Source organism: Devosia sp. Root436, from assembly GCF_001426345.1.
GTDB lineage: Bacteria > Pseudomonadota > Alphaproteobacteria > Rhizobiales > Devosiaceae > Devosia.
Map to the genome: position 1 here is coordinate 117,146 of NZ_LMEM01000013.1, position 25,087 is coordinate 142,232.

Annotated in this window: 22 protein-coding genes; 14 read left to right on the forward strand and 8 right to left on the reverse strand. The window is 64.1% G+C overall.

Going from position 1 to position 25,087, the window contains the following annotated elements; translation table 11 throughout:
• Positions 1–82: 82 nt before the first annotated feature.
• Positions 83–1,003, forward strand: coding sequence for a VOC family protein (locus ASD04_RS15265; RefSeq protein WP_056258771.1), 921 nt, complete (start codon positions 83–85; stop codon positions 1,001–1,003).
• 66 nt (positions 1,004–1,069) lie between these two features.
• Positions 1,070–1,612 (forward strand): DUF924 family protein, encoded by a 543-nt coding sequence (locus tag ASD04_RS15270; protein ID WP_056258774.1) that lies wholly within the window; start codon positions 1,070–1,072, stop codon positions 1,610–1,612.
• A gap of 138 nt (positions 1,613–1,750) precedes the next feature.
• On the opposite strand, the gene ASD04_RS15275 is transcribed toward ASD04_RS15270, so the two are convergent.
• Positions 1,751–2,662, reverse strand: coding sequence for a sugar kinase (locus ASD04_RS15275; protein WP_244488334.1), 912 nt, complete (start codon positions 2,660–2,662; stop codon positions 1,751–1,753).
• Between the two features lie 123 nt (positions 2,663–2,785).
• Here ASD04_RS15275 and ASD04_RS15280 point away from each other — a divergent pair, with 123 nt between their 5' ends.
• Positions 2,786–4,258 carry a mannitol dehydrogenase family protein gene (locus ASD04_RS15280; RefSeq protein WP_056258778.1) on the forward strand — a complete coding sequence of 491 codons (1,473 nt, stop codon included), beginning with the start codon at positions 2,786–2,788 and terminating at the stop codon, positions 4,256–4,258.
• 177 nt (positions 4,259–4,435) lie between these two features.
• Here the strand turns inward: ASD04_RS15280 and ASD04_RS15285 are convergent, their stop codons facing one another.
• The 5 genes from ASD04_RS15285 to ASD04_RS15305 form a co-directional block, all read right to left on the reverse strand.
• Complete coding sequence (locus tag ASD04_RS15285) at positions 4,436–5,590, reverse strand: iron-containing alcohol dehydrogenase (protein WP_056258780.1); 1,155 nt, start codon at positions 5,588–5,590, stop codon at positions 4,436–4,438.
• Positions 5,591–5,776: 186 nt separating this feature from the next.
• A complete protein-coding gene (locus ASD04_RS15290) occupies positions 5,777–7,159 on the reverse strand; it encodes an aldehyde dehydrogenase family protein (RefSeq protein ID WP_056258782.1) in 1,383 nt (460 codons plus the stop codon).
• 165 nt (positions 7,160–7,324) lie between these two features.
• Positions 7,325–8,686: a glutamine synthetase family protein gene (locus tag ASD04_RS15295; RefSeq protein WP_056258785.1), complete on the reverse strand. Its 1,362-nt coding sequence runs from the start codon at positions 8,684–8,686 to the stop codon at positions 7,325–7,327.
• A 106-nt stretch (positions 8,687–8,792) separates the two neighbouring features.
• Positions 8,793–10,301: an amino acid permease gene (locus ASD04_RS15300; protein ID WP_056258788.1), complete on the reverse strand. Its 1,509-nt coding sequence runs from the start codon at positions 10,299–10,301 to the stop codon at positions 8,793–8,795.
• Between the two features lie 132 nt (positions 10,302–10,433).
• Positions 10,434–11,204: an N-formylglutamate amidohydrolase gene (locus ASD04_RS15305; protein WP_244488335.1), complete on the reverse strand. Its 771-nt coding sequence runs from the start codon at positions 11,202–11,204 to the stop codon at positions 10,434–10,436.
• Between the two features lie 92 nt (positions 11,205–11,296).
• Here ASD04_RS15305 and ASD04_RS15310 point away from each other — a divergent pair, with 92 nt between their 5' ends.
• Entirely contained in the window at positions 11,297–12,133 is an 837-nt protein-coding gene (locus ASD04_RS15310; RefSeq protein ID WP_056258794.1) for a MurR/RpiR family transcriptional regulator, read from the forward strand.
• An 18-nt stretch (positions 12,134–12,151) separates the two neighbouring features.
• On the opposite strand, the gene ppk2 is transcribed toward ASD04_RS15310, so the two are convergent.
• Positions 12,152–13,012 (reverse strand): polyphosphate kinase 2, encoded by an 861-nt coding sequence (gene ppk2, locus ASD04_RS15315; RefSeq protein ID WP_056258797.1) that lies wholly within the window; start codon positions 13,010–13,012, stop codon positions 12,152–12,154.
• Between the two features lie 90 nt (positions 13,013–13,102).
• On the opposite strand from ppk2, the gene ASD04_RS15320 reads away from it, so the two are divergent.
• Positions 13,103–14,386, forward strand: a complete 1,284-nt coding sequence (locus tag ASD04_RS15320; RefSeq protein ID WP_056258799.1) for an ATP-binding protein — start codon at positions 13,103–13,105, stop codon at positions 14,384–14,386.
• 203 nt (positions 14,387–14,589) lie between these two features.
• On the opposite strand, the gene ASD04_RS15325 is transcribed toward ASD04_RS15320, so the two are convergent.
• Positions 14,590–15,153, reverse strand: coding sequence for a GcrA family cell cycle regulator (locus tag ASD04_RS15325; protein ID WP_056259285.1), 564 nt, complete (start codon positions 15,151–15,153; stop codon positions 14,590–14,592).
• Positions 15,154–15,524: 371 nt separating this feature from the next.
• Between ASD04_RS15325 and ASD04_RS15330 the strand changes: the two genes are divergently transcribed.
• The 9 genes from ASD04_RS15330 to ASD04_RS15370 all read left to right on the forward strand — a co-directional run bounded on the left by ASD04_RS15330 (position 15,525) and on the right by ASD04_RS15370 (position 25,079).
• Positions 15,525–16,724 (forward strand): aspartate aminotransferase family protein, encoded by a 1,200-nt coding sequence (locus tag ASD04_RS15330; protein WP_056258803.1) that lies wholly within the window; start codon positions 15,525–15,527, stop codon positions 16,722–16,724.
• 203 nt (positions 16,725–16,927) lie between these two features.
• Positions 16,928–17,860 (forward strand): ornithine carbamoyltransferase, encoded by a 933-nt coding sequence (argF, locus tag ASD04_RS15335; RefSeq protein WP_056258807.1) that lies wholly within the window; start codon positions 16,928–16,930, stop codon positions 17,858–17,860.
• Between the two features lie 190 nt (positions 17,861–18,050).
• Complete coding sequence (locus ASD04_RS15340; RefSeq protein ID WP_156461292.1) at positions 18,051–19,052, forward strand: Hsp33 family molecular chaperone; 1,002 nt, start codon at positions 18,051–18,053, stop codon at positions 19,050–19,052.
• Between the two features lie 117 nt (positions 19,053–19,169).
• Positions 19,170–19,889 (forward strand): autoinducer binding domain-containing protein, encoded by a 720-nt coding sequence (locus tag ASD04_RS15345; RefSeq protein WP_156461273.1) that lies wholly within the window; start codon positions 19,170–19,172, stop codon positions 19,887–19,889.
• A 111-nt stretch (positions 19,890–20,000) separates the two neighbouring features.
• Positions 20,001–20,654, forward strand: coding sequence for an acyl-homoserine-lactone synthase (locus ASD04_RS15350; RefSeq protein WP_056258813.1), 654 nt, complete (start codon positions 20,001–20,003; stop codon positions 20,652–20,654).
• 14 nt (positions 20,655–20,668) lie between these two features.
• Positions 20,669–22,519, forward strand: coding sequence for a glycosyltransferase family 2 protein (locus ASD04_RS15355; RefSeq protein WP_056258816.1), 1,851 nt, complete (start codon positions 20,669–20,671; stop codon positions 22,517–22,519).
• Between the two features lie 62 nt (positions 22,520–22,581).
• Positions 22,582–22,947 (forward strand): SIP domain-containing protein, encoded by a 366-nt coding sequence (locus tag ASD04_RS15360; protein WP_056258819.1) that lies wholly within the window; start codon positions 22,582–22,584, stop codon positions 22,945–22,947.
• A complete protein-coding gene (locus ASD04_RS15365; RefSeq protein WP_056258822.1) occupies positions 22,948–24,012 on the forward strand; it encodes an iron chelate uptake ABC transporter family permease subunit in 1,065 nt (354 codons plus the stop codon).
• Positions 24,009–25,079 carry an iron chelate uptake ABC transporter family permease subunit gene (locus ASD04_RS15370; protein WP_056258825.1) on the forward strand — a complete coding sequence of 357 codons (1,071 nt, stop codon included), beginning with the start codon at positions 24,009–24,011 and terminating at the stop codon, positions 25,077–25,079. The genes ASD04_RS15365 and ASD04_RS15370 overlap by 4 nt, the downstream gene beginning before the upstream one ends.
• The last annotated feature ends 8 nt before the right edge of the window (positions 25,080–25,087 follow it).

Sequence of the window (25,087 nt, forward strand, 5' to 3'; positions counted from 1 at the left end):
CGAACAATGCCTTCGGCACCTGGCCGATGGCGGAACCGGCGGTCTGGCCTATATGCTGGACAGAACAATCGGGAAGACCGCCATGATCGACACCTCCGTCCAGACCAATGTGAAATCCAAGCCCGTCCTGCCGCTGGCCACGACGCTGGGCGCCGTGCATATCGCCGTGGCCGACCGGAGCAAGGCGCTCGCCATCTGGCAGGATGTGGTGGGCCTCGACCTCATCGCCGAGGCCGACAATGAACTCGTGCTGGGTGCCGGCGGCAAGCCGTTGATCGTGCTGGAAACCGGCGCGGTGCGGCCGGTCGTGCCGCGCACGATCGGACTTTATCACGTCGCCATCCACGTACCTGGTCGAGCCGACCTGGCGCAGATGGCCGTGCGGGCCCTGCAGCGCAATGTGCGGATTTCGCCGACCGACCATCTGGTCAGCGAGGCCATCTATCTGTGGGACCTCGACGGCAATGGCATCGAGATCACCTTCGAGACGCCATGGCGCGGCACGCTGGGCGACCCCGAAAAGGGCGAGACCTACGCGGTGACCGCAGATGGCAGGCCTCATTCGGGGCGCGACCCGATCGATATGGATGGCCTGCTGGCCGAGCTGGGCACCGCGCCGGTGCTGGTGGCGCGCATGCCCGCCGGTACGCGGATCGGGCATGTGCATGTGCATGTCAACGACCTGCAACAGGCGATGGATTTCTATCGCGACGTCATCGGCTTTGCCGGCTTCCTGTTGATCCATTCCTTCGGCATGGGCGATGTCGGGCTCGACTATATGCCCCATACCGTCGCCTTCAACATCTGGTCGGGGCCTAATGCGGGATTGCCCTCTGCCGGTGCGGCGGGCCTGCGCTGGTTCACCATCGTCGTGCCCGATGCGCAGACGCTGGACGGCGTGAAGGCGCGGCTGGCTGACGCCAAGGCGCCGGTTTCGCCGGTAGACGGCGGGATCGAGACGCAGGACCCGTTCGGCAACCGGATCCGGGTGCTGGTAGGGTAGTTCAGCCACAAGGCGGTTCCCTCCCTATGATGGGGAGGGAAGCCCGTTTCGTGCTTGGGAGGAAATATGCGCACAGCCGAGGATATTCTTCGCTTCTGGTTCGTGGAACACGGCATGGATGACTGGTTCGGCGGCAAGGCGGAATTCGATGCGGCGCTGGCCGCCGAATTTGCCGGGACGCATCCGAAAGTGGCGCTGGGCGAGGCCTGGGAATGGCGCCGGACGTCCGAGGGACGGCTGGCCGAGATCATCGTGCTGGATCAGTTTTCCCGGCAGCTGCATCGCGGCTCGGCCGAGGCCTTCGCGCAGGACAGGATGGCTGTGGCGCTGGCGCAGGAGGCCATCGCGGCGGGTGCAGACCAGGCGATTCCGATGGAGCGGCGCATGTTCCTGTTCATGCCCTTCATGCATGCGGAATCGCTGGTGATCCAGGAGGAGGGCTGCAAGCATTTCGCCCAGTTCGGCGAGGAACTGATGAAATTCATGACCGGGCACCGTGACTGCATCGCGCGGTTCGGGCGGTTTCCATTCAGGAACAAGGCGCTGGGGCGCGTGAGCACGCCGCAGGAAGTGGCGTATATGGAAGAGCAGGGGGATCGTGTGTTTTGATTGGCGTTGGTGGTGTGGCGGCATCCCCCTCATCCGGCGCTGTGCGCCGCCTTCTCCCCGATGGGGAGAAGAATAGTAGACACCGAGTCCTCTTATTCCTCTCCCCATCGGCGAGAGGGTGGATCGCCCGAAGGACGCCTATTGCACCAGCTTCGGATCGACCAGCGCGCCCTTCTGCCCGATGACCACGCCGGCCACGCGGTGGCCTTCTTCCGCGGCTTCCTGCAATGATTTTCCCGCCAGCCGCGCGCTCAGATACGCGCCATTGAAGCTGTCACCCGCGCCGGTGGCGTCGACCACCTTGGCTCCGGGTTGCGGGGCGACTCTCACCCGTTCCCACGCCGTGGCAATCAAGGCTTCGCCGGCCCCGTCCTTGACCACGACTTCCTCGACGCCCAGTTCGAGATAACGGTCGGCCGTATCATCGACGCTCGTGTCGCCGAAGAGCGGGGCCTCGTCGCCATGGGTGGGCAGGACCACGTCGCACATCGTGGCTGCGGCCGTAAGCACCGACGTCATGACGCGCGGACTGGTCCACAGAGCCGGGCGGATATTGGTGTCGAACACCACCCTGGCGCCGGCGTCGCGTGCCCGGACGATGGCGCCGAGCAGCCTGCCGCGGGCGCGGGGCGCGAGGATGGCCAGGGTGATGCCCGAGAAATAGACCATGCTGGCGCCCTTGACGGCAGCGGCCAGCGCTTCCTTGTCATCGGCCAGCAACTTGGCGGCGGAGGTGTCGCGCCAATAGGTGAAGTGGCGGTCGCCCTTTTCCTGGTGGATCAGGTAGAGACCGGGACGGCGGCCGGGCACGGTGCTGATATGGCTGGTGCCGATATCGTTGGCATCGAGGAACGCACGGATGTCGCCGGAATAGCGGTCTTCCCCGAGGCCGGTGAAATAATCCACCGACCAGTCCTTGCCGAGCAGCGCGCGCATATACCAGGCGGTATTGAGCGTATCGCCGGCATAGCCAAGGCGATATTGGCGATCCTCGCCGCCACTCATCTCGATCATGCATTCACCAATGCTGACGAAACGCTGCTGTGCCAAAATGCTGCTCTCCCTTGTTGCGCAAGGCTTATGCCGGTAAAGCCCGGAGGCCCGCAAGCTACTATCTTCCATACAAGATCGGAAGGCATTATGGTGCCCCCGATTTCACCCCCGGAGACTGCCATGACGCGCCTCAGCGCCAGCACTTTTGCCAATGCCCCCGCCGGCGTGCGCCTGCCCGACTACGATCGCAGCCAGATCACGCCGGGCATCGTGCATCTGGGCATCGGCGCGTTCCACCGGGCGCATATGGCTGTCTATGTCGACGACCTGCTGAGGGACAATCCCGATTGGGCCATTGTCGGCGCGAGCCTCCGCCGGCCGGACACCAAGGAAGCGCTGGAGCCGCAGGACGGGCTCTATACCGTGGCCGTGCGCGATGCGGCGGGAACGCATCCGCGCATCATCGGTTCGATCATCAAGGTGCTCGATGCCAATACGCAGCGTGAGGAATTGCTGGCGCTGATGGCCAGCCCACAAATCCGCATCGTGTCGCTGACCGTGACCGAAAAGGGCTATTGCCACGACCCGGCGACGGGCGAGCTGGACCAGCGCCACCCCGATATTGTGCATGACCTGGCCCATCCCGCCACGCCGAAATCGGCACCGGGCATGCTGGTGGAGGCCCTGGCGCGACGGCAGGCGGCGGGCATTGGGCCGTTTGCGGTGATGAGCTGCGACAACCTGCCGAGCAATGGCGAGACGGTGCAGCGCATCGTGACGAAGTTTGCCAGCCTGCGCGATGCCGCGCTCGGTGCCTGGGTCGGGAAGGTGGCCTTTCCCGGAACCATGGTGGACCGCATCGTGCCCTCGACCACCGATGCCGATCGCGCAACGGTGGCCGGGCTGATCGGCGCCGAGGATGCCTGGCCGATCATGACCGAGCCTTTTACTCAGTGGGTGATCGAGGATCATTTCCCCGATGGCCGCCCGCCCTTCGAAAGGGCCGGCGCGCAACTGGTCAAGGACGTCGAGCCGTTCGAGCGCATGAAGCTCAGGATGCTCAATGGCAGCCACTCAACCATGGCCTATCTCGGCTATCTCTCGGGCTACGAGTATATTTCCGACGTCATGGGCGACGCCGATTTCGTCAAGCTCATCCATGGGCTGATGACCCAGGAGGCCATGCCGACGCTGGATATGCCGGGAGTCGATCTCGGCGCCTATCGCGACCAGTTGCTGGATCGCTTCCGCAATCCGGCGCTGCAGCATCGCACCTGGCAGATCGCCATGGATGGGTCGCAGAAATTGCCCCAGCGCCTGCTTGGCACCATCCGCGAGCGCCTCAAGGCCGGGCAACCATTCGAGCGGCTCGGGCTCGGGGTGGCGGCATGGATGCGCTATGTCACCGGCATAGACGAGAAGGGCGAGAACATCGACGTGCGCGACCCGCTGGCCATGCGGATGATGGCGATTGCCGCGGATGCAGGAGACGATGCCGAGGCGCTGTATGAGGGGCTGGTCGGACTGACTGAGGTATTCGGCAGCGACCTGGCGGAGAACCAGGCGTTTGGCGAGACAGTGGCGACCCACCTCGATGACCTGTTCGAGCTGGGGGTGAAGGAGACGGTGCGGGGCGTGGTGGAGAGCCACTGAGCCTTCTTCCCCTCTCCCTCAGAGGGAGAGGGTGGGTTTCCGCGTCCAGCGGAAACCGGGTGAGGGGTCCTGCGCTCGCCCATGCTTCAATGCTCGTGGAAGCAACCCCTCATCCGCCCTTCGGGCACCTTCTCCCTCATGGGGAGAAGGGTGACGACCAATGGTTCGGTGTCGGGCTTAAACCCGTCCCTCCATGGCCCGGTCGAAAATCTCCAGTGCGCGAGCCTTCGTCAGCTCGATAGGGTTGCCGCCCGCCGTGGGGTCGACAATGGCCATGTCGCCGATCAGGTCGCGCTGGCTGGCGTCGACCTTGAACTGGGCCAGCGTGTGCGGCACGTCCAGCCGCATGCGCAGGCCGATGACGGCGTGCTGGAAGGCCTCGAAGCTGGAGGCGAGGCCGAGATAGGCGGCGAGGCGCGCGATGCGGGCCTCGATGGCGGGTTTGTTGACCGCCAGCACATAGGGCATGAAGACCGCATTGGTCATGCCGTGATGGGTGTCGTAGAGCGCGCCGACCGGATGGCTGAGCGCGTGGATGGCGCCGAGCCCCTTCTGGAAGGCGGTGGCGCCCATGGCGGCGGCGCTCATCATGTGGCCGCGCGCTTCGACATTACCCGGATCGGCATGGACCTTGGGCAGGTTCTCGAAGACGAGGCGAATACCTTCCACCGCAATGCCGTCAGCCATGGGGTGATAGCCGGGGGCGCAATAGGCTTCGAGGCAGTGGGCGAGGGCGTCCATGCCGGTGCCCACGGTGATGAATTTGGGCATGCCGACGGTCAGCTCGGGATCGGCAATGACAACTTTCGGCATCATCAGCGGGTGGAAGATGACTTTCTTGGTGTGGGTCGTTTCATCGGTGATGACGCCGGCGCGGCCGACTTCCGAGCCGGTGCCGGCAGTGGTCGGCACGGCGATGATGGGGAAGATGCCCTTGGGATCGGCGCGGGTCCACCAGTCGCCAATATCCTCGAAATCCCACATCGGGCGGGTCTGGCCGGCCATGAAGGCGATGACCTTGCCGACGTCCAATCCAGAACCGCCGCCAAAGGCGATGACGCCATCGTGGCCGCCCTCGCGCAGCACCCTGATGCCGGCTTCGACATTGGCCGAGATGGGATTGGGCTTCACATCGGCAAAGACACCGACCGGGATGCCGGCATCCCTAAGGAGCGTCAGCGTATTCTGGGTAACCGGCAGGCTGGCGAGCCCGGCATCGGTGACCAGCAGGGGCTTGGTTATGCCCGCGGTCTTCAGCGCCTCGGGCAGTTCGGCGATGCGGCCTGGGCCGAATTTGACTGCGGTGGGGTAGTTCCAGTTAGCTTTGGTCATTGTGGCCTCGTTTAATTTCTCCCCGCAAACTCGGTGTCATCCCGGCCTTGAGCCGGGATCCATCCTGGGATTTCTCACCTGCCGCCAGGTGGTTCGTTCGATCGACCTTGCGGCTGCGGCTCAATCTCGGGATGGACCCCGGCTCAAGGCCGGGGTGACATCGAGGACGGGGCGGGTCTGGGTGCACTACACCCGCTTCAAATGATAGCTCTTCGGCTGGGTCAGGTTTGCGTAACCGATCTCGCTCAGCGCCCCACCCTTGCCGGTATCCTTGACCCCGGTCCAGACCAGCGCCGGATCGAGATAGTCGCACCTGTTGGCGAAGACCGTGCCGGTTTCGACCTGTGCGCCCAGCCGCGCCGCTGCGTCGATATCCTGCGTCCAGATCGAGGCGGTGAGGCCATAGGGGCTGTCATTCATCAGGGTCACGGCTTCGGCGTCGTCGGCCACCTTCATGATGCCGACCAGGGGGCCGAAGCTCTCCTCGCGCATGACCGACATCTGGTGGTTGACGTTGGTCAGCACTTCGGGCGCGAGGTAGGGCGAGCCCGGCTTGTCCAGTTCATGCCGGGAGTTCAGATGCCGCGTGGCGCCGCCACGGATGGCCTCATCGGTCTGCTGGCGCACATGGTCGGCGAAATTGCCGCGCGCCATGGGGCCGACAATGGTGTCGGGGTCGAGCGGATTGCCGAGCGTCCAGCCCTTGGCATTGTCGATGAAGCGCTCGACGAAACTGCCATAGACGGCTTCATGCACATAGATGCGCTCGACGCCGCAGCAGCTCTGGCCGGAATTGAAGAAACTGCCACCGACGAGGTTTTCGACCGCATTGTCGAGATCGGCATCGGCCCGCACATAGGCCGGGTCCTTGCCGCCCAGTTCGAGGCCCAGCGTGGCGAAGGTGCCGGCGGCGGCCTTTTCGATGCGGCGGCCGCCTTCCACTGAGCCGGTGAAATTGATGTGGTCGATCTGGCCTGAGGCGATCAGCTTTTCGGTATCGGCATGGCCGAGCACCAGGTTCTGGAACAGGCCGGCGGGCAGGCCGGCGCTTTCGGCTGCGGCGGCGAAGCGCTCACCCACCAGCAGGGTCTGGCTGGCATGCTTGAGGATGATGGCATTGCCGGCCATCAGGCCCGGCACGATGGAATTGACCGCTGTCAGGAAGGGGTAGTTCCATGGCGCGATGACCATTACGGTGCCCAGCGCCTCGCGGGTGATATAGCGCGTGAAGCCCGCCTTCTCGGGCCGCATCGATGGGGCCAGTGCCTCGGTGGCCAGGTCGATCATATAGCGGCTGCGCTCCTCGACGCCGCGCTTCTCGCCGCCGAAGCGGATCGGCCGGCCCATCTGCCAGGCGAGCTCGGGCACGATGTCGTCATTGGCAAGCAGCAGCGCATCGACGAAATGCGTCAGGATCTTCTGGCGCTCGGGCACGGTGGTCTCGCCCCAGGCGCGACGGCCCGCCTTGGCGCGGATCACGGCGCTGTCGATCTCGGCCGCTGTGGCCAGGGGGCGCTCGGCATAGACGCTGCCGTCGATGGGAGAGATGATCTTGACCGTCTCGGTCATGGCTTGCCTTTCGCTCGGACTGGCGGAGGCCTAATGCCTGCCGCGCGATTTGCCTATCCACCACGTCATTACCCGGCTTGTCCGGGTAATCCACGTATCCGCAGAGGGGGATGGCTCAATGGATTGCCGGGACGTTGGGGGTGGAATGGGGTTTTGCCAAGACCATCAGCTCCGCTCAAACCCGCGTTTCAGCTCCCAGTCGGTCACCCGCCGGTCATACTCGAACTGCTCCCACTCCGCAGTATGCACATAATGGGCGACGACGTCCTCGCCGAAGGCGTCTGCGAGCATGACAGAGCGCTTGAGATTGTCGGTGGCGTCGCGCAGGGTCTTGGGAATTTCCCGCAGTTGCTCTGTCACATAGGCGTCGCCGACGAATGCCGGTTCAAGCGGCATCTTGTCCTCGATGCCCTTGATGCCGGCTGCGAGCAGGGCGGCGATGGCGAGGTAGGGATTGAGGTCGGCGCCGCCCATGCGGCATTCGACGCGGATGGATTTGGAATGTTCGCCACAAAGGCGGAAGCCGGCGGTGCGGTTATCGGGCGACCAGATCGCCTTGGTGGGCGCGAACGTACCGGCCTGGAAGCGCTTGTAGCTGTTGATATAGGGCGCGAGGAACCAGGTGATGTCGCGGGCATAGGCGAGCTGGCCGGCCATGAAATGCTTCATGACGGCGCTCATGCCGCGCTCGTCCTTGCTGTCGACGAACATCGGCTTGCCGGACTTGTCGGCCAGCGACATGTGGATGTGGCTCGATGAGCCGGCGAGCGAATAGTCCCACTTGGCCATGAAGGTCACGGCCTTGCCCTGGGCCCAGGCGATTTCCTTGGTGGCGTTTTTCAGCACCACATGGCGGTCGGCCATGGTGAGGGCATCGGCGTATTTGACGTTGATCTCTTCCTGCCCCGGACCCCATTCGCCCTTGGAGCTTTCGACCGGAATCCCCGAGGCCTGCAGGTGCTTGCGCAGGGCGCGCATCACGCCTTCTTCCTTGGTGGTCTGGAAGATGTGGTAATCCTGGATATAGGCGCCTGATGTCTGCGCGCGGGCATGACCCTTTTCGCTGATCGTGCGGTAGTCCTCATCGAACAGGTAGAATTCGAGCTCGGTCGCGGCATTGGCGGTGTAGCCCATGGCGGCAAGGCGCTCGATCTGGCCCTTGAGGATGGCGCGCGGGCTATGCGGGATCGGCTCGTGATGGTGGTGATCGCTGAGGTCGCAAAGCACGATGGCCGTGCCGTCGAGCCAGGTGGCCTTCATCAGCGTGGCGAGGTCCGGCTTCATGACGAAATCGCCATAGCCCTTGCCCCAATTGGCGGCCGCGTAGCCGGGCACCGGCTCCATGTCGATGTCGTCGGCGAGGAGGTAGTCGCAGCCATGGGTTTCATCATTGGCGACTTCGAGGAAATACTCGGCCTGGAAGCGCTTGCCGATCATGCGGCCCTGCATGTCGGGAAAGGCGACGAGCACGGTATCGATGCTGCCCGCGGCGACGTCCTTCTTGAGATCGGCGAGGGTGTAGGGCATTGGATTCTCCTCGGTATTTTTGATCCACCCACCGCGTCATCCCCGCGAAACCGGGGATGACGCGGTGTGCAAGGAGGTTCCCGCTTTCGCGGGAATGACTCGCTGACTAGGCCTTGTGCTCGAGCGCGAACTCTTCTTCCGGCGACATGATCAGCTTATGGCGGCCAATCAGGGCGAAGTAGGCAATGCCCACCGCGCACCACAGCACCACCCAGATCACGCCCTTGTAGAAGTTCGGATCCTGCAACTGGTAGAACAGGGTCACGGCCGCGATGATCACGGTGAGCACGGCGCCCGGAATACCCACGGGCGAGCGGAACGGGCGCTCGATATTGGGCAGCTTGCGCCGTAGGATGATGAAGCTCAGCGCCTGCATGATGTAGCTCAGCATGGCTCCGAACACGGCCATGTTGAGCAGTACCGAGCCGATGATGTCGTCACCGAGCTGGGTTTCACCCGCGCCGCCGCCGCCATTGACGAACCAGATCACCAGCATGACCGCCAGGCCGAGCAGGGCGCCCGAGATCATGGCCAGATGTGGCGTCTTGTACTTCGGATGCGTGACCGAAAGGGCCGACGGGAAATAGCCGGCGCGGCTGAGCGAATAGATCTGCCGGCCCTGCGCATAGAGGATGGTATGGAACGAGGCGACCAGGCCGATCAGGGCTACGATGCCGAATAGCGGCGCGGCACCTTCGCCATAGATGGCCCGGATACCGTCAAGCGCCGGTTCGAGCGAGGAGCCGAGCGCAAAGCTGCCGACGCCCGGGATCGAGGGGTTGAGCAGCACGATCATGAATGCGCTGAGCAGCAGCGTACAGAAGCCGAGCAGGATGCCCTTGGGCATGTCGCGCTTGGGATCGACCGATTCCTCTGCGGCCAGTGGCACCTGCTCGATGGCAAGGAACAACCAAACCGCGAAGGGCAGGGTAGCCAGCACGCCTTGCCAGCCAAAGGGGAACCACGAGCCGTTGCCTTCGGGCAGCTCGACCGCGCCACCGTCCGGGCCGACGCCGATATTGAGCGCCCAGCGGCCGAAATCGATATTGGGGAAGGCGCTGACCCAGAAGAACACCAGCCCCGCCAGCGAGATCAGCGTAACGATCAGCGTCACCTTGTAGGAGAGCGCTACGCCGTAGATGTTGAGCGCCAGGAAGATGGCGAAGAACACGATCCACAGGATCGGGTAGAGCGCCGTATCCATGCCGGTAATCGAGCCGAAATAGCCCGAGATGAAGGTGACGATCACCGCCGGAGTGAGAACATATTCGACGTTCTCGAAAAGGCCGGTGACGAAGCCGCCCCATGGCCCCATCGAGGTGCGGGCGAAGGAGTAGGCCGCGCCGGTATGGGGCAAAGCCGGGCTCATTTCGGCGATGGACGAGACGAGGCCCAGATACATGATGGCGATGATTGCGGCGGCGACCACCATGCCGCCCCAGCCGCCGGTGATGAAGCCGAAATTCCAGCCCGAGAAATGGCCCGAGATCACCGCGCCGACGCCGAGCGCCCACAGCGACCAGATGCCGGCATATCGTTCGAGGCCTCGCTTGGCGAAATAGTCCTTGTCGCGCGTCGCATAGGCGACACTGCCGACCTTCCTGGTATCAGTCATTCGTCACGTCCCCCTGAATAAGCCCACAGTTAAGTCCGGAGGGTTTCCCGGAAAAGCGTCCACTTTTCCGGTTCGGGAAACACGACCAGACGACGACTAGACATTTCGACATTCGAAGAATGGCGGAATGCTTCAAACTGCCATTGCCTCTTTGCGCGCCTGCCGCGCCGTTTCGAGGCAACGGGCCAGCCGGGTCGACCACAGGGTCACGCCGGCGGGTTCGAGGATTTCGTCGTTGCGGATTTCGATCATCGTGGCGTCGAGCCCGCGCCCGTCGCCGTGCTTTTCCAGCGTCAGCGTCACCCCGTTGAGGGCGGCATAGGGCTCGTTCCAGCCGATGTCGAGCCCCGGATCGTCGGCGGCGAGCGCATCGAGCAGCGCCTGCGTATAGCGGGTGTCGATCCCGTGGATCAGCCCGATCGGCCAGGGCCGGGCTATGTTGTGATAGACGGGGGTGAAGGAGTGCAGGCAGACCAGGACTGTGTCCTGCCCCGCATGACGCCGCGCTTCGAGCAGTGTTTCGATCGCCGCATGGTAGGGCCGATGGAAATGGTCGATCCGATACTGCCGCTCGGCCGCATCGAGATTCTCATTGGCGGCGATGCGGGTGGTTTCGGACAGCGTCCAGATCAGGTCCGGCGCGTCGAGGTCGCGATTGCAGTCGATGATGATGCGCGAAACGGTTGACTGCACCAGCGGCGCGTCCAGCAGTTCGGACAGCCGCCCGCTGACCGCCAGCGCGCCGGGATCCCAGGCGATATGGCTCAGCCGCTCGCTGGGGCTGAGGCCCATGTCGCCGTATTTCCCGGGGATGCGGTTGCTGGCGTGATCGCAGACGATGACGAAGGGCGAGCGCCCCCGCGCATTGGAAACCAGCACCGCTTTTTGACCGCTGACGTCCACAGAAAGCCCTGGCAGGATCGGTTAACTTCTGTATCAGTAGTTCCATACTGATAAAAACTGTCAATGCTGAAATCATAAATTCAGAGGGACGCATGGAGGGAAAGTCGGTCGCCGGGCGTATTCACGACGCCATTCACCGGCTGACATCAGCCGAGAAACGCGCCGCTCGGGGCCTGCTGGGCTCGTATCCGACGCTGGGGCTGGCGCCGGTCGCCGAATTCGCGCAGCAGGCAGGGGCCAGTTCCGCCACCGTGCTGCGCTTCGTTTCCCAGCTCGGCTACAGATCCTACCCCGATTTCCAGCGCGCCTTGCGCGAGGAACTGGAAGAGCGCTCCAAGTCGCCGCTGCAGCGCAGCCCGGTGAGCGGCGGCCAAGCGGGGGGTGACGAGCATTTCTTCGATCGCTTCGTCACCCAGGCTGTCGACAATCTGCGGGGCTCGGCGGCGCTGATCCCGGCGTCCGAGTTTGAAGCGGTCTGCGTGCGGCTCGCCGAGAACCGGGGCACCTGTTACCTGGCCGGTGGGCGCTTCACCGATTTTCTGGCCGGCTATATGGAGGCGCATCTGCGCCTGATCCGGCCAAGCGTGCGGCGGCTTGAGGGCCGGCCGGCGACGCGGGCGGACCAGTTGATCGACGTCAGGCCGGGGGATCTGGCCGTTATCTTCGACGTGCGCCGCTACGATCCAAGCCTTGTCGAGGTGGCCACCGACCTCGCGGCGCGGCGGGCGCAGATTGCCCTGATTACCGATGAGTGGATGAGCCCGGTCAGCCGCTTCGCCCGCTTCGTGCTGCCGTGCCGCACCGAGATAGGAAGAACCTGGGATGCCAATGGCTCGCTGTTCACGCTGGTCGAAGCGGTGATCGCCCGCACGACGGAACTGAGCTGGCCGACGGCCAGCAAGCGCATGGGATCGATCGAAAAGGGCTAGGCCAATCGTCGATTGGTCCTAGTGCTCGCCCTTTTCCAGCATCAGGAACTGCTGCGCGCCGTAAACGATCTTCAGATCGAGATCGCCTATGGCCTTGGTGTCCTTGCCCTCGAAATCCATTCCGTCCAGAACCCGGCGAATGACGTTGAGGCGTGCGCGGTTCTTGTCGTTGGAGCGGATGACGGTCCAGCGCGCATGCGGAGAATCGGTGCGGCGCAGCATTTCGTCTCGTGCCGCCGTATAGGCGTCCCACTTGCCAAGGGCTTCGAGATCGACCGGCGAGAGTTTCCAGACCTTCAGCGGATCGTGCCGGCGGTCATGAAAACGCTTGAGCTGCATTTCCTGCCCGATGGAGAGCCAGAACTTGAACAGGTGAATACCGTCATTGGTGATGCGCTTCTCGAATTCGGGCGCCTCTTCCAGGAAATGCTCGGTCTGCTCGGGCGTACAGAAACCCATGACCGGCTCGACCCCGGCCCGGTTATACCAGGAGCGGTCGAACAGCACGGTCTCGCCGCCCGCGGGAAACCAATCGACATAACGCTGGAAGTACCATTGCGTGCTTTCCCTGCTATTGGGCTTGGGCAGGGCGGCGATGATGTTGTAGCGCGGATTGAGATTTTCGAGATACCGCTTGATGGTGCCGCCCTTGCCGGCGGCGTCGCGGCCCTCGAAAACGATCATGACGCGCTCGCCGCTTCGCGCCAGATGGGCCTGCAGCAGCACCAGTTGTTTCTGCAGCGCGTACATCTGCTCTTCATAGCTGTCGTCATCCAGCTTATCTTCGTAAGGATAGCCGCCCGAACGCATGGCATGCTTCTTGATTGCCTTGGGCAGTTCGGGATTTTCAAGGTCGAAGCCGTCGAGAGGGTCGGTCACTGGTGTCTCTCCGTTGTCATCCTTACCGTGCTATGAAGGCGCCCCCGCGCGCAAGGGGCGTCGCAACTGGTTGATTCCCGGAAACAAAACATGGACGAACCGCATTCTCGCCAGCCCGTTTCCCGCCTGGCCATAGTGCTGGCGCGCCTTGCCGCGCAGGCCAGCCCGCTGGCCGGTATCTTCGGTGTTTTCGCGGTACTGGTGCTGTTTGGTGAGATTGGCGTGCTTGCGGCCTTTGTCAGTTTCCTCGTCATCATGGCCGGCGCCGCCGTGTTGCCGGGCAGCACGATCACCCTGACGCAGACGGTGGAATTGCCGCGGGCGACCGCGACCGCGGATGGCGACGCGGTTTTCGCCTTCGCCGATGCGCTGGCCGATCCCTGCCTGGTGCTGGACCGGCGTAGCGTGGCAATCCACGCCAATGCCGCGGCGCAGCGGCAGTTTCCGGCGGTGAGCAACGGCAATCCGATCACCTTCTCGCTGCGCAATCCCGACCTCGTACAGGCCATCGACCTGGCCATGCGCACCGGCACGACGCGCAGTGTCGAACTGCATGAAACCGTGCCCTCGGAAACCTGGGACAAGGTGGTGGTGTCGCCCTTGCGCCGGCCGGGCCTTGACTGGCTGGCCGACGACGCGCGGCAACTGGTAGTGACCTTCCAGAGCCTCACCGAGCTCAAGCGCGTCGAGGCCCTGCGCAGCGATTTCATCGCCAATGCCAGCCACGAGTTGCGCACGCCCCTGGCCTCGCTGCTGGGCTTCATCGATACGCTGCTGGGGCCGGCGGCCAAGGACCCTGCGGCGCGCGAAAAATTCCTCGGCATCATGCGCGGACAGGCCGAGCGCATGAGCAAGCTGATCGATGACCTGCTCAGCCTGTCGCGCATCGAGATGCACCAGCATGTGCGGCCTACCGGCAGCATCGACCTGGCGGCCCTGCTGCGCGAGGTGCGCGAGGGGCTGATGATGCAGGCCAAGGCGGCGGATGTGGAAATCCGGCTCAGCCTGTTCGAGGGGCCGAGCAGCACGACCGGTGATCGGAGCCAGCTCTATGAAGTGTTCGAGAACCTGCTCGACAATGCCATCAAATATGGTGCCGGCGGCAAGTTCGTCGAGGTAAGCCTGGCGCCGGCCGGGCGGCCCGATTTCCAGCACCAGGTAACGGTGATCGACCATGGGCCGGGCGTGGAGCCCGAGCACGTTCCGCGCCTCACCGAGCGCTTTTACCGTATCGACGCCGATGCCAGCCGCCGCAAGAAGGGCACCGGGCTGGGGCTGGCCATCGTCAAGCACATCGTCAACCGCCATCGCGGGCAGATGAGCATCAAGAGCAAGCCGGGCGAAGGCATGCGGGTGGATGTGTTTCTGCCCTAGTGCCACGCCCTCCTTCGACAAACTCAGGATGAGGGTGGTTCGAGGCGCTGAAGAAGCGCACCTCACCATGAGGGCTACTTTGAACGCAGCGCTGATAGTAGCCCTCATGGCGAGGCGGGAGCGTAGCGACCCTCGAACCACGAGGGCGTGGCACAAAGCAAGGGCGCCTCGCGGGCGCCCTTTGTCACTTCTGTATTCGCTTCTCAGCGCCGCTTCTTGTCGACCTGGTGATAGGCCCGGCGCGAGTGGAACTCGCAATAGGGACCGGTCTCGAGGCTGTGCTGGCCGCAGAAATAGAAGTCCTTGCTGAGCGGGTCGCCGATCGGCCACTTGCAGGTGTGTTCGTTGAGCTGCAGCAGGTTGAGGCGCTTGTCCTCGGGAATGAACAGCTCGGCCACGGCGGGCGCGACATAGAGTTCGGTTTCCAGCTGTGGATCGTGTGCCAGCGCCGTGGCGCCCACCGATTGCGGGCGCGGCATGGACGCACGCATCTTACCGGCGCTGCCCATGCCGGAAAGACCGGAAGAGGGGCTGGCGACGCGGCGCGGCGCGGGGCGCGCGGCCGGACGGGCGCGCGGGGCCGAGTTGGTCGGCTTGGCGCGAGCCGAAAGCTTGAGGCGGTGCACCTTGCCGATCACGGCATTGCGCGTAACCCCTTCGCCGAGTTCTCCGGCAATCTGGCTGGCCGACAGACCTTCCATCCAGAGCTTTTTCAAAGTCTCGACGCGCTCGTCAGTCCAGCCCGCCGGTTGTGCTCCTGAAACCATCGTCAAAACAGAATCCTTCATTGCGCTGCCAAATGGCCTATGGCAGCCATAAACGCTAGGCGTCGTATGTCAGGTGGGTCCGCCACACGAGATATCGTGTTCCCAATGCCACACAGTTTACGACATCGGCGGAATCGGGATCAAGAGTCGGGGGAGACTTTCCCCGTAAATTCACTGGTTAAAATTGTCCTAACAAACTCTCGAGTCAAATCAGGCACTTGGGGTACGATCATTGACTTATCTGACAAAATTGGCCTAACTCTGACGCTAGAAACGCGCTGCGCAACGAGCGCGTTTTTGGTTTTTGTGGCGCTATTGTCACGCTTGCCCGGCCAACCTGTTTTCAACCCCGCCAAAGAAGGAATACGTCCATGTCTGCGCTCTACGGCACCTATGCCCGGTCCGATCTCGCTTTCGAGCGGGGCGAGGGCATGCGCCTGTATGACCAGCATGGCCGAGACTATCTCGATTTCCATTCCGGCATCGCGGTCAACGCGCTGGGCCATGGCGACCCCCACATCGTTTCGGCGCTGAAATCGGCTGCCGACAAGGTCTGGCATACGTCCAACGTGTTCACCATTCCCGAGCAGGAAAGGCTCGGCCAGCGGCTGGTGGATGCCACCTTCGCGGATTCGGTGTTCTTCACCAATTCTGGCGCCGAGGCGCTGGAATGCGCCATCAAGACGGCGCGGCATTATTTCTGGGCCAAGGGTGAGGTGGACCGCTACGAGATCATCGCCTTTACCGGCTCGTTCCACGGCCGCACCATGGGCACGATCGCGGCCGGCGGCAACCCGAGCTATCTCGAAGGCTTCGGTCCGCCGATGCAGGGGTTCAAGCATACCGCGCCCGGCGATCTCGACGCCGTCGAGGCGCTGATCACGCCGCAGACCTGCGCCATCCTGATCGAGACGGTACAGGGCGAGGGCGGCGTTACCGCCATGTCCGCTGAATTCATGCAGGGCCTGCGCAGGCTGTGCGACGAACACGGCATGTTGCTGGTGCTCGACGAAGTGCAATGCGGCTATGGCCGGACTGGGCGCTTCTTTGCCTTTGAATGGGCCGGTATCACCCCCGATATCGTCGCGGTGGCCAAGGCCATCGGTGGCGGCTTCCCGTTGGGTGCATGCCTTGCCAGGGGCGATGTCGCGGCCTCGATGGTGCCCGGCACGCATGGTTCGACCTATGGCGGCAATCCGCTGGCCACGGCGGTCGGCAATGCCGTGCTCGACCGGATTCTCGCCCCCGGCTTCATCGACCATGTCAACCAGATGGGCCAGAAGCTCGCCTGGCATCTGCAGCAGCTGGCGCAGAAATATCCGGACTATGTGCTGGAGCTGCGCGGCAAGGGCCTGCTGGCCGGCATCAAGATCACGCCGCCGGTGCGCGATTTCGTGGCCCGGCTGCGCGACGATCAGCGCCTGCTGGCCATCGGTGCCGGCGACAACGTGCTGCGGCTGATCCCGCCGCTGATCGTCACCGAGGCCGATATCGAGGAGGCCATGGGCAAGCTCGCGGCGGCCTTCGATGCGATCGAGGCCGAGACGGCTTCGGTTCCGGCGGTTGGTTGAGATCATGCTCCTTTTTCCTCAGGCACGGCGCCGACGATGATCGCCTCCCTCCCCCTTGAGGGGAGGGAATGAGGGAGGGGGTGGTTCAGTGGACCACTGAGGGACCCCCATCCCCGACCCCTCCCCTCAGGGGGGAGGGCAAGAGCCGGAAGCGCTGACCAAGCGGCTCACTTTTCAATAGCGTCACAAAAGGAACCCGGCCCATGACCTCGACCGGCACCCCACGGCATTTTCTTTCCATCGACGATTTCACCTATCCCGAACTGCGCGGCATGCTCGATACAGCCGGCTCGCTCAAGGCACGCCTAAAGGACGGCGACCGGCCTCAGCCGCTCAAGGACAAGGTCCTGGCGATGATCTTCGAGCGCCAGTCGACCCGCACCCGTGTCAGCTTCGATGTCGGCATGCGCCAGCTCGGCGGCGAGACCATCATGCTATCCGGCCAGGAGATGCAGCTCAGCCGCGAAGAAACGCTGGGTGACACCGCTCGCGTGCTGAGCCGCTATGTCGATGCGATCATGATCCGCATCCTCAGCCACGCCGACCTGCTCGAGCTGGCCGAGGCGGCGACGGTTCCCGTGATCAATGGCCTGACCCGGCGGGCCCATCCCTGCCAGATCATGGCCGACCTGATGACCTTCGAAGAGCATCGCGGCAACATCAAGGGCGCCAAGGTGGCCTGGGTCGGCGACAGTAACAACGTGCTGCATTCCTGGGTGAATGCGGCCGAGCTGTTCGAATGCCACCTGACCATCGCCACGCCGGAAGAATACAGCCCCGAAAAGGATCTGATGGACGACATCAAGCGGGCCGGCGACTTCGTCAAGCTGATCGAGGACCCGCGCGAGGCCGTCGAAGGCGCCGACCTCGTTATCACCGACACCTGGGTATCGATGGGCGACGTGGACATTGCCGAGCGCCGGCGGGTCTTGAAACCCTATCAGGTCAACACCAATTTGATGGCCTTGGCGGACAAGAACGCCCTGTTCATGCATGACCTGCCCGCCCATCGCGGCGACGAAGTGACCGACGAGGTAATCGACGGTCCGCAATCGGTTGTGTGGGACGAGGCCGAAAACCGCCTCCACGCGCAGAAAGCCATCCTGTGCTGGGCCTTTGGGGTCGAGACGAACTAGCGCAGCAGGCGCTGCTGACGGTTGACACACCACCGCGTCATTCCCGCGAGCGGGAATCCCCCTGTTCGGCAAGGGAGATTCCCGCTTTCGCGGGAATGACGCGGTGATTTGTGGCATGTGTCGGTGGAACGTTTCGCCTTGAGGGTCTAGCCTCAAGAAAGCCAAGTGAATGACCACGGATACGACTGCCATGAGCGAGAACCTGATGAGTGCCCTCGGGCTCGACCGGCCGGAAAGCGGTGACGATACCGTGGTGCCGTTTACGCTCGACCAGTTGGACACGCGCGGCCGCAGCGTGCGGCTGGGCCCTGCGCTCGACACCATTCTCAGCCGCCACAACTATCCCGCGCCCGTCGCCCGCCTGCTGGGCGAGGCCGTGGTTCTGGCCGCGCTGATCGGCTCCTCGCTCAAATTCGAGGGCCGCTTCATCATGCAGACCCAGACCGATGGCCCGGTGAACCTGATCGTGGTTGATTTCGACGCGCCGGACGGCTTGCGCGGTTATGCCCGCTTCGATCGGGACGCGCTGGTCAAAGCCGCCGAAGAGGGGCGTACCTGGCCGAGCGAATTGCTCGGCAAGGGGCACCTGGCCATGACCTTTGACCAGGGTCCGCATACCGAACGCTATCAGGGCATCGTCGCGCTCGACGGCAATTCGCTGGAAGAAGTGGCCCATACCTATTTCATGCAATCCGAGCAGATCCCGACCCAGGTGCGCCTGGCCGTGGCCGAATTCACGAGGAAAGGTGACCACCGCCCGCACTGGCGCGCCGGCGGCGTGCTGATCCAGCATCTGCCCGAGCACGGCATGTCCCATATGGCGGACCTGCCGGGCGACGGCAACTTCGACAATCCGGAAACCGCCGACCCCGATTTTGTCGAGTCCGACGGCTGGAACGAGGCTAAAATTCACCTGGCGACGCTCGACGACCTGGAACTGGCCGATCCGGACCTGAGCTCGGAACGCCTGCTGTTCCGGCTGTATCACGAGACGGGCGTGCGGGTGTTTGCGCCGCTGCCGATGGTCGAGCGCTGCACCTGCTCGGCTGACCGCATCGAGGACATGCTGGCCACCAGCTTCACCGCCGAGGACCGCGAGGAGATGGCGGTGGACGGGGAGATAGAAGTGGTGTGCGAATTCTGCTCGACCGCCTATCGCTTCAATCCGCATCACTTCGACGCCGAGAACTGACAGGGATCAAGAACCGACACAGAAACCACGGCTTCGGCCACCGTTTCTGGTCTGCTTGCCAAGCCTGCCGAATATGATCAGTATCTGAACATAAGTATCCGGGCGGAGGGGCAACCGGTGAACGCAGACCTGATGTCGACTATCGAGGCGCTTCAGCAGCAGACCGACAGTGCTGGCATCCTCGAAATCATGTATGACGCAATCGAGGATTACGGGTTCGAGCGGTTCATCATTTCGGGCCTGCCGGATCGCGGCGTCGATGTGCGCCCCTTCGTGTTGCTCTCCGGCTGGAACGATGAGTGGTACGAGCGCTATACCAGCCTCGGCTATGTCCACCTCGATCCCGTGGCGCGCAATTGCTTTTCCACCACCCTGCCGTTCGACTGGTCCGACGCCCCCTTCGATCGCGAGGCCGACCTGCCGGCCCGCCGGGTCATGGATGAGGCGCGCGATTTCGGCATGGATGAAGGCTTCTGTGTTCCCATCCATATGGAAGGCGGCATGCAGGGCGTGGTTTCGCTGGTCGGCGATACCAGCGAACTCGATGACAAGAGCCGGCTCGAACTGCATATGCTGGCGCTTTACGCTCACGGCCAGTTGCGTTTTCTCAACACCCGCCGCACCGACCTGGCGCCGCGCCGCGCCATTACCAGCCGCGAAGGCGAGGTGCTCAAATGGGTCGCCGCCGGCAAGACCGCTTCGGAAATAGCCGCCATCACCGGCCTCTCCCAGCGCACGGTGAACCAGCATTGCGAGAATGCGCAGAAGCGGCTGGGCACTAATAACCGGGTGCATACCGTGGTCGAAGCGATCCGCCACAAGCTGATCGCGCTCTGAGAGCGACCGGACTCGGCCCTGACGGCCGTTTCATTGGGATTTCTACCAATATCGCCAGGCCTGAAGCGCGTGCCAACTGGTGCGTAACATCTCGTGCTTGGGGGCAGAGCGATGAGGGTGCATATAGTCCGCGAACCGGCGGACCGCTATTCTATTGACTTGCTGGAGCGCAACTATCGCCTGAGACACAAGATTTTCGTCGACATGCAGGGCTGGGAGGCGATCCGCCGCCCGGACGAGCGTGATATCGACGCTTTCGATACGGCCGACTCAACCCACCTGCTGCTGCTCGACGATGGCGAGCTGGTCGGTGGATCCCGCTTCACGCCGCTCGACAAGCCGAACTTGCTGCAGACAGTCTTTTCCGACCTCGTGCAAGGAGAATTCCCCGCTTCACCCTCACTTGGGGCCGATTGGACGCGCTTCTACGTGCGATCCGATCGACGTGAGGGTAGGCGCCGTGCACCGGAGTCTGCAGCCCTTTTCTGCGCGATGATGGAATATGCCCTGTTCGAGGGCTATTCCTTCATCACCTTTGTCTCGACCATCTACATGCTCGAGCATGGCGTGAGCGTGGGTTGGCACATCACCCCGCTGGGGGCGCCGGCCATGATCGACGGCAAGCCCACGATCGCCGCATGGATAGAAGTGAGCGAGCAGGCGCTCGACAATGTCCGTCGCGTTACCCGGCAGCCGGCGCCGATGCTTGCCTTGCGTGGCCTCACGCGGCGCTCCCCGCAACCCCCGGCAATCATCCGGCACTGAGCCGGGCGCCCGGCATGTCTGACGCGCTGGAACTGATCAAGGCCATCCTGTCGAATGGCAGCGACGACGCCGCCGCTCTGCGGGTTCTGGAAACGGCACTGGAGCGCGAGGTCGATGTCCTGCGCTATTGCGCGACCACACTCGGCCTGGATGCGGCACTGGTCATGCAGCGAGCAGCAGCCTGGGCCGGATACGCGTCCTACCATCGGGTGCCGCGGGGACTGCGCGGGCGGCTCGAACCGACCCGGCTGGAGGCCCTGGCCGATGTGCGCATGTTCCGGGTGCAACTGCTGGATCGTGAAATCGCCTTCGTGGCCCCCGATCTCCTGGGGATCATCCGCCTCAAGCATCGGCTGATATCGACGCCGCGCCTGCGCTATCTGTTGTGCCTGGTGCCCGAGACGGCACTGCGCGATTATCTCGCCACGGCCGCCGCGCCGGCCCTCACCGCCGCAGCGCGGCAGAATCTGGCCCGCCGTTGGCCCTATGCGTCGGCCCATCTCGAACTCACCAGGTTTACCCGCCACGGCTTCGTCGGCGTACTGGCCTTGCTGGTTTCCTTGCTGCTGGTGGCCCCGTTTTTTGCCCAGCTCTGGCTGCTTCCGGTGGCTTTCGGCATGCTCGTCGTGCCGGCGATGATCCGGCTCGGTGCCCTGTTCAGCCCCGTCCCTCCGGCGGCGACGCCACGACGACCGCCAGACGAGCAACTGCCCGGATATTCCGTGCTGATCCCGCTGCGCGACGAAAGCGATATGGTGCCCCAACTCTTTGCCGCCATGCGGGCGCTCGACTATCCGGCCGAGCGTCTCGACATCAAATTCGTGGTCGAAGCGCGTTCTGTCCGCACCCTCGCCGCCGTGCGGGCGCAGCTTGGCGATCCGCGCTTTTCGCTGGTGCCGGTGCCTGAAGCTTTGCCGCGCACCAAGCCCAAGGCGCTCGATTTCGCCCTGCCGCTCTGCCGGGGTGAGCATGTCGTGGTGTTCGATGCCGAGGATGTGCCGGATCCCGATCAACTCTGGAAGGCGGCATTGCGTTTTCGCGATGCCCCGGACATCGCCTGCCTCCAGGCGCGGCTGGTGATCGACAACGGCCGGCGCAATGGGCTGACGGCATTGTTTGCAGGCGAATATGCCGGGCTGTTCCTGGTGCTGCTGCCCGCGCTGGCCCGCTGGCATCTGCCCATGCCATTGGGCGGAACCTCCAATCATTTCCGTTTGCAGGTGCTGCGCGAACTGGGTGGTTGGGACGCCTACAATGTCACCGAGGATGCCGATCTCGGCGTAAGGCTGGCCCGGCGGCGGCTGCGGGTCGATGTGCTGGCCTCCGCCACGCGCGAGGCCGCTCCCCGCCGATTGATGCCCTGGATCGGCCAGCGCACGCGCTGGATGAAGGGCTGGATGCAGACCCTCATTGTCCACAATCGCGATCCTCGTCGGTTGCACCAAGAGATGGGCTTGCCCGCCATGCTGGCCTTCGAGGCGCTGGTGCTGGGCATGATCACCGCACCAATCCTGCATTGTGGTTTCGGTCTGGTGCTCCTGTTCCGCTGGGGGACCGGCCTTGCGAGCGGCGATGGTGCCATCTGGACTGTATTTTACCTCGCGGTGCTCGTATTGGGCTATGGCAGCGCCCTGGCCATGACCGTGCTTGGTCTGTTGCGCCTGGATCGGCGCGACCTGCTGCCAATCCAGGTCCTGCTGCCCGCCTATTGGCTGCTGATTGGCTTTTCGACCATCCTTGCGGCCCGTGAGCTGATCGTGCGGCCCTTCTACTGGTTCAAGTCTCCCCATCGGCCGGAAAAGCAGGCGGCGGCACCAATGCGCGCCGGTGCCTCGCAACGGATAAGCCGCACCGCGTCAATTTAATAAATTGACTAAGAATATCATAATATATAGCACCTGCCTGGACCAAACAGTCGGTGACGCAGATGTTTCACAAAGCCACGGTGCTGTCGCGCCAGAACCTGACGCAGGGGATGATCCGGTTGACCCTTGGCGGGCCCGGTCTGGGCGCGTTCCAGACCACGGGCATTGGTGACGAATATCTGCGTCTGTTCTTCCCCAATGAATGGGCGCAGCAGTCGGCTCTGTCGCGGCTGCTGGAACAAACGCCGAAACAGGTGCAGTCGCGCATCTTCATCGAGGTGGCGCGCGCCGAGGACGAACAGGCATTGCCCGCCCATCCAGGCGCGACCGTGACCTGGCTGCACAAGAGCGGCAATGGCAACGGCTCGGTCTATACCGTCATGGAGGCCTTGCGCCTGGGGGATGAAGTCTATGGCAAGCTGGCCTAGATGAGCGTCACCGCCGCTACCAGCCAGGATATGGCGCGCCGGGATGCAAGGCGTCCCGGTCTTGCGCAGACCAATGCGACGCGGCTGGGCTGGCTGGCCGTGGCGCTTGCCGTGTTGGTTGCGGTGCTGGTGGCCAGCATCGCTGTCGGCTCCAAGGATATTCCCATCTCCACCGTTCTCGATGCACTGTTCGCTTACGACGATAGCGATGACCACGCCATCATCCAGGCCTTGCGCGTGCCGCGCATCCTGATGGGGCTGGCGGTGGGCGTGGCGCTCGGCATGGCCGGTGCGCTGATCCAGGCGTTGACGCGCAATCCGCTGGCCGATCCGGGCATTCTCGGCGTCAATGCCGGAGCAGCCTTCTTTGTCGTGCTGGCGGTGGGCCTGTTCGGCCTCACCTCGATCCAATCCTATATCTGGTTCGCTTTTCTCGGCGCCGTCGTCGCCACTGTATTGGTCTATGCCGTAGGCTCGGCCGGGCGCACCGGGGCGACACCGGTGCGGCTGACGCTGGCCGGCGTGGCCATCGGCGCGGTGATGGGTGGTATTTCCTCGGGCATTACCCTGCTCAACCCGACGACGTTCGATCGCATGCGCCAGTGGGGTGCTGGCTCGCTGGTGGCGACGGGCTATGAAACGCTGTGGGCGGTGCTGCCCTTCATCATCATCGGGCTGGTCATCGCCATGCTGGTGGCGCGGCCGCTCAATGCGGTGGCCCTGGGCGACGATCTGGCAGCGGCGCTCGGCGCCAACATGCTGCGCACACGGGCCTTGGTGGTGGTGGCGACGACGCTGCTGGCCGGCGCCGCCACGGCTGCCGCCGGTCCTATCGGCTTTGTCGGCCTGATGGTGCCGCATGTGGCACGCTGGATCGTTGGACCCGACCAGCGCTGGATTTTCCTTTTTACCGTGGTGCTGGCGCCCATCCTGCTGCTGACCGCCGACATTGTCGGCCGCGTGGCGATGCGGCCGGGCGAATTGCAGGTCGGCATCGTCACGGCCTTTATCGGGGCCCCGGTGCTGATCGCGTTGGCGCGTCGCCGCAAGGTGAGTGGGCTATGAGCGCGATCGAGCAGGCCAAGGGCATCGACTTCGGCCGACCGATCCGGGCCTTGCGCTGGTTCGGCGGTGCCGTGTCGCACCGGCTCGATCTCAAGACCGTCAGTGTCTGCCTTGTACTGCTGGGCATAGCCCTGGCGGTGGCGCTGGTGACGCTGGCGAGCGGGGAATACCAGGTGCCGCTGCCCGACGTGGTGCGGGCGCTGCTGGGGCAGGCCGAAGGCCGCGTCCACATGGTGGTGGTGGAATGGCGCCTGCCGCGTACGGCGCTGGCACTGATCCTCGGCGCCGCCCTGGGCATGGGGGGCGCCATCTTCCAGTCGCTGACCCGCAATCCGCTGGGCAGCCCGGACATTATCGGCTTTGATGCCGGCGCCTATACCGGGGCACTGGTCGTCATCATCCTCATGCAGGGCGGCTATTACGCCATAGCCGGCGGCGCGCTGGCAGGCGGGCTCTGCACGGCATTGCTGGTCTACGCGCTCGCCTATAGCCGGGGCGTGCAGGGTTTCCGGCTGATCATTGTTGGCATTGGCGTCTCGGCCATGCTGACCTCGCTCAACACCTGGATGCTGCTGCGCGCCAAGCTCGAAGTGGCCATGGCCGCCGCCATCTGGGGCGCCGGCACGCTGAACGGGCTGGGGCTCGATCGGTTGGGGCCGGCCATGTTGATCCTGGGCATCCTGATCCCGCTGGCGCTGCTGATGAGCCGGCCCATGGCGCAACTCGAACTGGGCGACGACGCGGCGCGGGCGCTGGGCGTCAGCGCCGAGCGCACGCGGCTGGCACTGCTGGTACTTGGCGTGGCGCTGACCGCGACGGTCACTGCGACCGCCGGTCCCATCGGCTTCGTTGCGCTTGCCGCGCCGCAACTGGCACGGCGCCTCACCGGCTCGGCCGGCGTTTCCATGCTGCCATCGGCGGCCATGGGCGCGTTGCTGCTGGTGGCCGCCGACTACGTGGCGCAGCGCGCCTTCGCCCCCACCCAGGTTCCGGTCGGCATCGTCACGGTCAGCCTGGGTGGCGTTTATTTCGTCTGGCTGCTGCTGCGCGAAGCGCGGCGGCAATGAGGGACAAG